This window comes from Paenibacillus piscarius (assembly GCF_022234545.1).
Taxonomy (GTDB): domain Bacteria; phylum Bacillota; class Bacilli; order Paenibacillales; family Paenibacillaceae; genus Paenibacillus_AQ; species Paenibacillus_AQ piscarius.
Map to the genome: position 1 here is coordinate 142,729 of NZ_JAIEUI010000018.1, position 11,975 is coordinate 154,703.

The 11,975-nt window shown below is 51.2% G+C and carries 9 protein-coding genes; 8 read left to right on the forward strand and 1 reads right to left on the reverse strand.

Features of this window, described 5'->3' with window-relative positions:
* Positions 1-127 precede the first annotated feature (127 nt).
* From dnaA to gyrB, 6 genes are all read left to right on the forward strand, one after another.
* Positions 128-1,474, forward strand: coding sequence for a chromosomal replication initiator protein DnaA (gene dnaA, locus K1558_RS24340; RefSeq protein WP_238654549.1), 1,347 nt, complete (start codon positions 128-130; stop codon positions 1,472-1,474).
* 197 nt (positions 1,475-1,671) lie between these two features.
* Entirely contained in the window at positions 1,672-2,814 is a 1,143-nt protein-coding gene (gene dnaN / locus K1558_RS24345; protein ID WP_238654550.1) for a DNA polymerase III subunit beta, read from the forward strand.
* A gap of 46 nt (positions 2,815-2,860) precedes the next feature.
* Positions 2,861-3,091 (forward strand): S4 domain-containing protein YaaA, encoded by a 231-nt coding sequence (yaaA, locus tag K1558_RS24350; RefSeq protein WP_238654551.1) that lies wholly within the window; start codon positions 2,861-2,863, stop codon positions 3,089-3,091.
* Positions 3,092-3,111: 20 nt separating this feature from the next.
* Positions 3,112-4,230: a DNA replication/repair protein RecF gene (recF, locus tag K1558_RS24355; protein ID WP_238654552.1), complete on the forward strand. Its 1,119-nt coding sequence runs from the start codon at positions 3,112-3,114 to the stop codon at positions 4,228-4,230.
* Between the two features lie 16 nt (positions 4,231-4,246).
* Entirely contained in the window at positions 4,247-4,495 is a 249-nt protein-coding gene (gene remB, locus K1558_RS24360) for an extracellular matrix regulator RemB (RefSeq protein WP_238654553.1), read from the forward strand.
* 46 nt (positions 4,496-4,541) lie between these two features.
* A complete protein-coding gene (gene gyrB, locus K1558_RS24365; protein ID WP_238654554.1) occupies positions 4,542-6,452 on the forward strand; it encodes a DNA topoisomerase (ATP-hydrolyzing) subunit B in 1,911 nt (636 codons plus the stop codon).
* Between the two features lie 94 nt (positions 6,453-6,546).
* Here the strand turns inward: gyrB and K1558_RS24370 are convergent, their stop codons facing one another.
* Complete coding sequence (locus K1558_RS24370) at positions 6,547-7,437, reverse strand: YheC/YheD family protein (RefSeq protein WP_238654555.1); 891 nt, start codon at positions 7,435-7,437, stop codon at positions 6,547-6,549.
* A gap of 295 nt (positions 7,438-7,732) precedes the next feature.
* Here K1558_RS24370 and gyrA point away from each other — a divergent pair, with 295 nt between their 5' ends.
* Positions 7,733-10,279 carry a DNA gyrase subunit A gene (gene gyrA, locus K1558_RS24375; RefSeq protein ID WP_238654556.1) on the forward strand — a complete coding sequence of 849 codons (2,547 nt, stop codon included), beginning with the start codon at positions 7,733-7,735 and terminating at the stop codon, positions 10,277-10,279.
* A gap of 103 nt (positions 10,280-10,382) precedes the next feature.
* Positions 10,383-11,483, forward strand: a complete 1,101-nt coding sequence (locus tag K1558_RS24380) for an HD-GYP domain-containing protein (protein WP_238654557.1) — start codon at positions 10,383-10,385, stop codon at positions 11,481-11,483.
* Positions 11,484-11,975: the final 492 nt, after the last annotated feature.

Genomic DNA, 11,975 nt, shown 5'->3' on the forward strand with positions numbered 1-11,975 from the left:
TCTATCCATATTTTTTTGTTTCTTTATCTTGCGTACTGGGGATAAGATTCAGCACTAACCCATTTTCTTCGACATTTCCACTTCATGGCTGACGCCACATTTGGAAGATTTAAAGGAGTGACAGTCTGTGGACAGCCATACTTCCGAATTATGGCAGCAAATATTATCGATTATTCAAACCAAACTAAGCAAGCCGAGCTTCGATACCTGGTTCAAGGCCACCAAAGCCCAATCATTCAGCCCCCAGGCCCTGATCATCTCGGCGCCAACAACCTTTGCCGTAGAATGGCTGGAAAGCCGCTACACCAAGCTGGTGGGAGCCACAGTCTATGAGGTCACCGGACAGCAGGTTGAAGTCAAATTTGTAATTGAAGAGAACAAGCCCTCTGAGCCTGTTGTTCAACAGACAGCGCCCTCTCCCGCCGTTTCACGCGAAGAAGCACAGACGCATTTGCTCAATCCCAAGTACACGTTTGATACATTCGTCATCGGTTCGGGCAACCGCTTCGCCCATGCAGCCTCACTGGCTGTTGCCGAAGCGCCGGCCAAAGCTTATAACCCGCTATTTCTGTACGGAGGCGTAGGTCTCGGTAAGACTCACCTCATGCATGCGATCGGCCATTATGTGCTGGAGCATAACCCTAATAACAAGGTGATCTACATCTCGTCCGAGAAGTTCACGAACGAGTTCATCAACTCCATCCGTGACAACCGCGGCGAGAGCTTCCGCAACAAGTACCGCAATGTTGACATTTTGCTGATAGACGACATTCAATTCCTGGCCGGCAAAGAGTCAACGCAGGAGGAATTTTTCCATACATTCAATGCGCTGCATGAAGAACGCAAACAGATTATCATCTCAAGCGACCGGCCTCCCAAAGAGATCCCCACCCTGGAGGAACGGCTGCGGTCCCGGTTTGAATGGGGGCTGATTACCGATATCCAGCCGCCTGATCTGGAGACACGGATCGCCATTCTCCGTAAGAAGGCGAAGGCGGAGAACCTTGATATTCCGAATGAAGCGATGATGTATATCGCCAATCAGATCGATACGAACATCCGGGAGCTGGAGGGGGCGCTGATCCGGGTAGTGGCTTATTCTTCCTTGACCAATCAGGATGTAACCACCCATCTGGCCGCCGAAGCGCTGAAGGATATCATTCCTTCCAGCCGTCCGAAGATGATTACCATCGGCGACATTCAGCAGAAGGTCGGCGAATACTACAATTTGCGCATGGAGGACTTTAAGGCGCGGAAGCGTACGAAGGCCGTTGCTTTTCCCAGACAGATTGCCATGTATCTCTCCCGTGAGCTGACCGATTATTCGCTGCCCAAGATCGGTGAGGCCTTCGGGGGCCGGGACCATACAACTGTTATCCATGCCCACGAGAAGATTACACAGCAATTAAAGGCAGACCAGGAGTTGTACAAGGTGGTAAACAATCTATCAGAGAAAATTAAAAATCCTTCCTAAGAGGAATACAGAGCCTATGCACAATCTATACACATGTGGATAGGCTTAATTTTATGCTGCCCGGCGACTTATCCACATAAACGGAGCCCCTACTACTAATACTATTAAATAACTATAAACATTCTTCTTCTAAGCGCAGCGTTCAGAGAGGAATTACGATCATCCGTTTCCCCAACTTTTCAGCTAGGAGTGAAATTATGAAAATCAGCATTCTCAAAAATGAACTAAACGAATCTATAAGCCATGTCTCCAAAGCCATCTCCAGCAGAACGACCATTCCAATTCTGACCGGTATCAAGTTCGAGGTCAGCCACCAGGGAGTGACCCTGACAGCAAGCGACACAGATATTTCCATTCAATCCTTCATTCCTGCGGAGAATGACAGCCAGACCATTGTGAATGTCGAGCGTCCGGGCAGTGTTGTGCTTCCAGCCAAATTTTTTGTCGAGATTATCAAGAAGCTTCCCTCCAAAGAAATTCACATGGAAGTCAAGGAAGGCTTCCAGACCTATATCTCCTCCGGTTCGACAGAGATTCAGATTGTGGGTCTTGATCCTGAAGAATTCCCGGTTCTGCCAAGCATTGAGGAGAATGAGACCATCTCACTGCCGGGCGATCTGCTGAAGAATATGATCAAACAAACCGCTTTCTCCATATCCACCCAGGAGACCACTCCGATTCTGACCGGTATTCTGTGGAATCTGACCGATAATGAATTCAAATTCACAGCTACCGACCGCCACCGCCTGGCGACACGGGCTGCACATCTGGAGGGGACAGAGAATATCCAGTTTGCGAATATTGTCATCGCCGGCAAAACGCTGAACGAGCTGAGCAAGATTATTCCCGACCAGAATATGCTGGTGGATATTGTCGTAGCCGACAACCAGGTGCTCTTTAAGATCGACAAGGTGCTGTTCTATTCCCGGATCCTGGACGGTATTTATCCTGATACTTCTAGGATTATTCCGACAACCTACAAAACAGAACTAACACTCGACACCAAAAAACTCAGCGAGTCAATTGACCGTGCTTATCTGCTCTCCCGCGAAGAGAAAACCAATATCGTCCGGATGCAGACGCTGGAGAACGGTGATGTCGAGATTTCATCCAGCTCATCGGAGCTGGGTAAGGTGCGTGAAGAGCTGGAAGTGATCGATTTCAAAGGCGAACCGCTGCGGATCTCCTTCAACTCGAAGTACATGCTTGATGTGCTGAAGGTGGTTGAGAGTGAGCAGCTCGTCATTGCCTTCACCGGCATGATGAGCCCGATTATCCTCCGGCCGCTGGACGAAAGCCGCAGTCTGTATGTTATTTTGCCTTACCGGACAACCAATTAACGCCCCATCCATGCTCTGTGGATAAGTGGTGGAAAGGATCAAAAACATGAAAAAAATAGTTATCCACAGTGGATATATTAAGCTGGACCAGTTCCTGAAGCTCGCTGATTGTGTATCTACAGGCGGGATGGCCAAGGCGCTGCTGCAGGAAGGGCATGTGCAGGTAAACGGGGAGATTGAAGAACGCCGTGGCCGAAAGTTATACCCTGGTGATAAGATAGAGGTACAGGATAACGGTGTATTTGAAGTTGAAGGCGGCGGCGTCAAGGAGGAGTAACCCTAAGGAGGAACAGGCTCTTGTTTGTCAAAAATATCGGTCTGCACGATTACCGCAACTATGGGCTGCTGCGTCTTGAGCAACTGGGCGAGGTGAATCTCATTCTCGGCCAGAATGCCCAGGGCAAAACCAATCTCATGGAGGCTTTGTTTGTCCTGGCCATGACCAAAAGCCACCGGACCTCGAAGGACAAGGAGCTGATCTCCTTCGATGCCCCGGCCGGCTCGGCCCAGATTGTCGCCGAGGTGGAGCGGAAATACGGAGACCTGAAGCTGGAGCTGACCTTGTCGCCCCAGGGCAAGAAAGCCAAAATCAACGGACTGGAGCAGCGGCGGCTAAGTGAATTCATCGGTTCGCTGAATGTGGTGATGTTTGCCCCGGAGGATCTGGAGATCGTCAAGGGAACGCCGGGCATCCGGCGCCGGTTCCTGGATATGGAGATCGGCCAGGTTCAGCCCAGCTATCTGTTCCATCTGCAGCAGTACCAGAAGATTCTGCTCCAGCGGGGCAATCTGCTGAAGCAGCTATGGGGCAAAGAGGGCAAGGGCCGGGAGCTTCTGGACATCTGGGATACCCAACTTGTTGAGCATGGTGTTAAAATCGTCAAAAAAAGGAAACAATTCATAAAGAAGCTCCAATTATGGGCCGAAAGCATCCACAGGGGCATAACAAATGGCGGAGAAGAGCTGAAGCTGCTCTATGTCCCCTCGTTTGGTGACCGTGAAGAGGAAGATGAAGCTGTCTTATTGGACAAATTTATGTTAAAGTTATCACAAACAAGAGATCAGGAAATCAGGCGCGGCATGACGCTGACGGGTCCCCATCGGGATGACCTGTCCTTTTTTATCAACGGAAGAGAAGCTCAGGTCTACGGTTCCCAGGGACAGCAGCGTACGGCAGCTTTATCGCTCAAGCTGGCGGAAATTGAACTGATCCATGAGGAGATCGGAGAATATCCTGTGCTGCTTCTTGATGATGTCCTGTCCGAGCTTGATCCCTACCGTCAGACCCAACTGATCGAAACCTTCCAGAGCAAGGTCCAGACCTTCATCACCGCCACCGGTGTAGAGGGCCTGAATGCTGACAAATTAAAGGGTGCGGTCCTGTATCATGTTCATGGCGGCAAAGTGGAGCTATAAAGAGCGGAGGAAGACCATGTATATTCATTTGGGCGGAGAAAAAATTATTCGGTCCTCAGAGCTGATTGCTATCTTTGATATATCCATTGAGAAATCCTCCAAGGTATCGAAGCAATTCATGACTCATTCCCAGCAGGACAGGAAGCTGGAGCGCATTGGTGAAGAGGAAGCGAAGTCTATTGTCGTGACCAGGAATACAGTCTACTACTCCCCGATCTCCTCCTCCACTCTCAAAAAAAGAGCCAAAATCTTGTTAGAAATATAGTGCTGTGCTAGTTACAGGAGATAATCTGAAAGAAGTAGGTGAAGGCATGTCAATGAATCAACCGACATATGATGAGAGCCAGATTCAGGTGCTGGAGGGGCTGGAAGCGGTTCGGAAACGTCCCGGCATGTACATCGGCTCCACCAGCTCCAAAGGCCTGCATCATCTGGTCTGGGAGGTTGTCGATAACAGTATCGACGAGGCGCTGGCAGGTTTTTGCGACCGGATTCAAGTCAAGATTCATGAGGATAACAGCATCACTGTCATTGACAACGGCCGGGGGATTCCTGTCGGCGAGAATGTTAAGCTGAAGAAATCCACGCTGGAAGTCGTTATGACGGTTCTTCATGCGGGCGGCAAATTCGGCGGCGGGGGCTATAAGGTGTCCGGCGGTCTTCATGGCGTAGGGATCTCTGTAGTTAACGCATTGTCTGAGAAGGTAGTGGTCACCGTTAAGCGTGACGGCCATGCCTATCAGCAGGAATACAGACGCGGTGTGCCGCAATATGATATCAGAATCATCGGGGATACCGAGGAGACCGGTACGACTACGACCTTCCACCCGGACCCGGAGATTTTTACCGAAACGACCGTGTTTGAATATAATACCCTCCTTACCCGCATCCGTGAGCTGGCCTTCCTGAACAAGGGCATTGAGCTGTCCCTGCTGGATGAGCGGACCGGCGTTGATAATGTATTCAAGTATGACGGCGGGATTGTGGAGTATGTGAAATATCTTAACGATAAAAAAGAAGCGCTTCATGAGGAACCGATCTACGTGGAAGGCTCGCGGGATATGATTGCCGTTGAAGTGGCTCTGCAATATAACGATTCGTACACAGAGAACATCTATTCCTTCGCCAATAACATCAATACCCATGAGGGCGGAACGCATGAATCCGGCTTCAAGAGCGCCTTGACGCGGATCATCAATGATTACGCGCGCAAGTCTGGCGTAATTAAGGACAGCAGCCAGAATCTCACAGGTGATGATGTCCGTGAAGGGCTGACGGCGATTATATCGGTCAAGATTCCTGAGCCGCAGTTCGAGGGCCAGACTAAGACGAAGCTCGGTAACAGTGAGGTCCGCGGGGTCGTTGAATCCCTGTTCGGCGAGAAGCTGCAGGAGTTCCTGGAAGAGAACCCGGCGGTCTCACGCAAGGTGCTGGAGAAGTCGCTGCAGGCTTCCCGTGCCCGCGAAGCGGCCCGCAAGGCCCGTGAGCTGACCCGCCGCAAGAGTGCGCTTGAAGTCAGCGCCCTGCCGGGCAAGCTGGCGGACTGCTCCTCCAAGGATGCGTCGCTCAGTGAGCTGTTTATTGTCGAAGGGGACTCTGCCGGCGGATCAGCCAAGCAGGGCCGTGACCGTCATTTCCAGGCGATCCTGCCGCTGCGGGGTAAGATCCTGAACGTTGAGAAGGCCCGGCTGGACCGGATCTTGTCGAATGCCGAGATCCGGGCGATTATCACAGCGCTCGGTACCGGGATCAGCGATGACTTCGACCTCTCGAAGGCCCGTTACCACAAGGTGGTCATCATGACTGATGCCGATGTTGACGGCGCCCATATCCGGACGCTGCTCTTGACCTTCTTCTACCGTTACATGCGGAAGATTGTCGAGGCCGGCTTTATCTACATCGCCCAGCCGCCGCTCTTCAAGATCGAGCGCAATAAGGTTGTCCGTTATGCGCAGAGCGAGAAGGAACGGGATGAGATCATTGCCTCCTACGGGGAGAATGTGAAGGTTAACGTTCAGCGCTACAAAGGGCTTGGCGAGATGAATGCCGAGCAGCTCTGGGATACGACGATGGATCCTGAGAGCCGGACCATGCTCCAGGTGACCATTGAGGACGCCATGCTGGCAGACAGTATCTTCGACACCCTGATGGGCGATAATGTCGAGCCGCGCCGCGAGTTTATCCAGGAACATGCGCAGTCCGTCAAGAACCTTGATATCTAAGCTGATATAATTCAGAGGCTCATAACGAACCTCCGGTTCAACCCTTGAGGGTGGAAGCCGGAGGTTTTTTGAGTAGTCACTTGACCAGCTGTTTCTATAGCTTGAATGAGCGTGTCCTACGCCGGCTGCCCGGGGCAGCGCGGCTGCTTTTCAGACGCCCGTAGGCAATGGCGTAGCGCTGGATTCTGCGGTAGATCGACGGGTTCTGGAATTTCTTGAAGACAATGATGGACGGAAGGGTGTTCACTTCAAGCAGCCACAGATCATGGTGCTGGTCCATCGCCACGTCTAGTCCGAGCTCTTTGAGACCGGGATAGGCTGTCTCCAGCTGCTCCCCGATCCGGACCCCCAGTGACTTCAGCTGCTGGATGGTTGCCGTCCTTTCATCCGGGGCCATGTGATGTCGGAACAGATCCTCCACCGGAACAATACTGCCTCCGCTATGGTAATTCGTAATGACCTTGTGCGGTGCGGCTACCCGTCCCAGCAGCCCTGTAGTCTCCCATGCACCGTGAAGGTTCTTCTGGGTAAGCACCCGCAGGTCGAACGGCCGCCCCTGATGCTGAAGCAGGTCAATACCCTGCTGAATGAGGTACACGCGCCCCTTTATCAGGGACGATAGGGCAGCATCCAGCTCTTCCGGGGTGTTATAGACCTCGGCATCCTTCGCATAGCGGAGAATATACATCAGCTTGGGGACTGCCGCCACTTTGGTCTCACCGTCGTCTTCTTCTGTTCCTGTATAGCCGTAATCGGGCGGCTGCTCACTCGGGCTGAGATGGACGAGCCGCCTCTCCACTCTCATGACCCCGCTGCCATAGGTGCCGCGGTCAGGCTTGACATATACCGTTCCATAGATATCCAGAAGCTCCATCAGGTCTTCAAGACTGTATTTGCGGGTTTCCGGGATGAAGACCGAGAGCTGACGGTTCTGCAGAATGACTTTTGTTTTGGCCCATTTGCTGGACACGCGTTGAATCCTCATGATCAGCCTCCGTTTCTTTACGCATAGCGATTTTTCAGGACAAGCAAGCGAATAAGTGGTATAATATAAGGATATGGGATCATGTCTTTTGAACGAAAAAAGGGTCATAAATCCTTTCTTCTTGTCTTTATAGTCTATGTACTAAAGACACGAGCGGAAAGGGCGGATATCCTTATCGGTGCTAAAAGAAATATCAATATTGACGATACCAGGCTATCATGTTTAATTGTGCTGGATTTGTGAAAGTAATATAATATAGGGTAGCGGTTTTTAACTGAAGGAGGTCCACCAACTCATGGCTGAACAAAATAACCCGCAAATCAGGGATCGGGACATTGGCGTTGAAATGCGTGAATCCTTTATGGATTACGCTATGAGCATCATTGTTAGCCGGGCTTTGCCGGATGTGCGGGACGGACTTAAGCCTGTTCACCGACGCATTTTGTTTGCAATGTCGGAACTTGGAATGTCCTCGGATAAGCCTCACAAAAAATCAGCGAGAATCGTCGGCGAGGTCATTGGTAAATACCACCCTCACGGTGACTCGGCGGTCTATGAAACCATGGTGCGTATGGCCCAGGATTTCTCCATGCGCTATATGCTCATAGACGGTCACGGTAACTTCGGGTCCATTGATGGAGATATGGCTGCAGCGATGCGTTATACCGAAGCGCGGCTATCTAAGATTGCCGGAGAAATGCTCCGTGATCTGAACAAAGAGACGGTTGATTTCGCTCCCAACTATGACGGTGAAGAGAACGAGCCTGTAGTATTGCCAGCCCGTTATCCTAACCTGCTTGTCAATGGAGTCGGCGGGATTGCGGTGGGAATGGCGACCAATATTCCTCCGCATAACCTTGGTGAGGTTATTGACGGTGTACAGGCGATGATTAAGAATCCTGATATTACACCTATGGAGCTGATGGAATATATTCAGGGTCCTGACTTCCCGACAGCCGGTTATATTCTGGGCCGCGAAGGAATCCGTCAGGCCTACCGTACAGGACGCGGATCGGTAACGATGCGCGCCAAAGCGACGATTGAAGAGAATAACGGCAAGGCACGGATTATTGTGCATGAGCTTCCTTACCAGGTGAACAAAGCAAGGCTGGTTGAGAAGATTGCGGAGCTGGTGCGTGAGAAACGGATCGAAGGCATTACCGATCTGCGTGATGAATCGGACCGTACGGGCATGCGTGTAGTGATTGAAATGCGGCGCGATGTAAATCCAAGCGTTGTGCTTAACAATCTCTATAAGCATACCGCGATGCAATCCACTTTCGGTATTAACATGCTGGCCATCGTTAACAATGAGCCGAAGATTCTGAACCTGCGTGATGTGTTGTATCACTACCTGCAGCATCAGATTGAGGTAATCCGCCGCCGGACGATCTTTGATCTGAAGAAAGCGGAGGCCCGGGCGCATATTCTGGAAGGCTTGCGTATCGCACTGGATCATCTGGATGAAGTAATCGCCCTGATCCGTGCCTCACGCACAACCGATATTGCCCGTGAAGGACTGATCGAAACCTTCAGTCTGAGCGTGGAGCAGGCCCAGGCGATCCTCGATATGCGGATGCAGCGCCTGACCGGCCTGGAACGCGAGAAGATTGAGAACGAATATAACGAATTGCTCGCCAAGATTGCGGAATACCGTGAGATTCTGGCGAACGAGCATCTTGTGCTGGAGATCATCAGCAACGAGCTGCAGGAGATTCGTGATAAGTACTCTGATGACCGCCGGACCGAGATTACGGTCGGGGAAGAGAGTATTCTTGACGAGGATCTGATCCCGCGTGAAGAAGTGGTGATCACTATTACCCATACCGGCTACATCAAGCGGCTTCCGGTAAGTACTTACCGCAGCCAGAAGCGCGGCGGACGCGGTGTGATGGGAATGGACACCAAGGACCAGGATTTTGTGGAGCATCTCTTCGTGAGTAACTCCCATAATTACCTGATGTTCTTCACCGATAAGGGCAAGGTCTACCGGATTAAGGCTTACGAGATTCCGGAGCTTGGACGCACTGCACGGGGAACACCGATCATTAACCTGATTCAGATTGAGCAGGGGGAGAAGATCAGTGCGGTCATCCAGGTAGAGGAAGCGGACAGCGACAAATACCTGTTCTTCGCTACCCGCGAGGGGATTGTGAAGAAGACGCCTCTGGAAGATTATAATAACATCCGCAAGGGCGGCCTGATCGCGATCAACCTCCGTGAGGAGGATTCCCTGATTGAAGTCAAGCTGACCGATGGAGAGCAGAAGCTGATTATCGGTACGGCTCGCGGCATGTCGATTACGTTCTCGGAGAATGATGTGCGCTCCATGGGCCGCAGTGCTACTGGGGTGAAGGGCATCACGCTGGATGACAATGACCATGTCATTGGAATGGACTGTGTGGACCCGGAACTTGAAGTACTGATCGTAACCTCCAAAGGTTACGGCAAGCGGACGCCTGCCAGTGACTATCGTTACCAGACGCGGGGCGGGAAGGGCATCAAGACCATCAACCTTACGGATAAGAACGGGCCGGTTGTCGGACTGAAGGTCGTCAAGCGGGACGAGGACCTGATGATCATTACGACCAGCGGCACCCTGATCCGTACCAGCATGGACGGCATTTCTACGATGGGCCGTTATGCGCAGGGCGTGAAGCTTATCAATATCCGTGAGGATGATGCAGTAGCTACGCTGTGCAGAGCAGACAAAGAAGAAGATGAGTTATCCGAGCTGGCTGAAGGCGAAGAAGCTCAGACTCCGGCTGTAGAGGTCGAAGGCGACAATGGCCTGCCTGAAGCAGAAGTGAATACCGATCACCAAGAGGATGATCTGGAGTAGCAGATATAGGGAGCACGGGTTTCTGATTTATAGAGACCCGTGCTTTTTTTTGGAGTATAATTTAGAGCATTACAGGTGTCACCGAACTAAAGGGGCTGAACGTATGCCGAACATATCCGTCGGAGAGATTCAAGCGGGGGCTAAGATTATTAAGGATGTCATTACTCCTCTTGGAGGGGTGTTATTCAGTAAGGGAAAGATCATTCTCCCGCGGGATATAGAGATATTGCAGGCTTTTCTGATTGGACAGGTGGAGGTTGAGGGCACTCAGGGGGAAGACAAGGCGGCGGAGCCAGCCAGACCGGCGGTGAAGCAGCAGGCGGCCCGGGCAGGAGGCTTAATTAACGAGTCCATACTCGCCAAAAGCAATTCCCCGCTTCATGATGAATATGAGAAGATGCTGGTGCTGATCAAGCAGAGCTACCGGGCAGCGGCGGCTGCAGCCCTTCCTATCTTCGAACTGCGGAGCCAGCTGGAGGTACTGATTACCCATCTGAAGGATTATCATGTTCTTAAGTTTGCACCGCGTGTCCTGCTGGATCAGGAATATAATTATCATAATGCCGTCTTGTCTGCTCTGACGTCCTACCGAATTGCCCAGTGGTGCGGATATCCCCAGAAGGATTGGATGCAGGCCGCCTTCGCCGGCTTACTGCATGATATAGGCAATATTAAGGTGGATGAGGCGCTACTGCAGAAACCGACTCCTCTGACAGGCAGTGAGCTTGAAGAAGTACGCCGGCATACCACCTACGGATATCAGCTCCTGCGCAATGTTACCGCGATTAACGAGGGAGTCAGACTTGCCGCCCTGCAGCATCATGAGAAGATAGACGGATCTGGATATCCGCTCCGGCTGGATGGCACACAGATTCATTTCTACGCTAAGATCGTGGCGGTGGCTGATATCTTCCATGCCATGACCCTGGGCAAAGCCTATAGAAAGGCACAGTCGCCTTATCTGGTGCTGGAGCAGCTTCAGAAGGAAAGCTTCGGTAAGCTTGATCCGGTTATTGTACAAACCTTCATCCAGAAAACAACGGATCTCTACAATGGAACGCGGATACGTCTGAGTGACGGGCGCCACGGGGAGATTATCTTTACGGACCGTACTCATCCTACTAGGCCGATGGTTCAGGTAGAAGGTACAATCGTGAATCTGGCCCATGAGCGGGAGCTGCATATCCAGGAGATTATTGCTTAAGCCTACTCATGAGCTCAAAAAGAAAGCTATGTCATCCAACGGCTGATTCGCCGGCTAGGGGGAGTGACATAGCTTTTAATATTTCTTGAAATAATGCTTGTAATGAATCTCTATCCATGGTATATTCTATTTCTGGCCGCGAAACATTGAGGCTAAGCTCGAAAAAGAAGTTAAAAAAAGAGCTTGCATCGATCGGCTGGATGTGATATATTATAAGAGTTGCTGGTGACGAGAACATCGCCGCCGACAACGAGCTTGATCTTTGAAAACTGAACAACGAGTGAGTATCAGAAATCACCTCGGTGATTTCAAAAATGATGAATTTCACAGCGTCTTGTACGCTTTAGAAATCTCATCTTGAGAATGTAAATTCTCGTCAGATGTTTCAAAATGAGCAATCGCTCTTTCTATAAGCGCTTACTTCGGTAAGCGTCCTAATTGGAGAGTTTGATCCTGGCTCAGGACGAACGCTGGCGGCGTGCCTAATACATG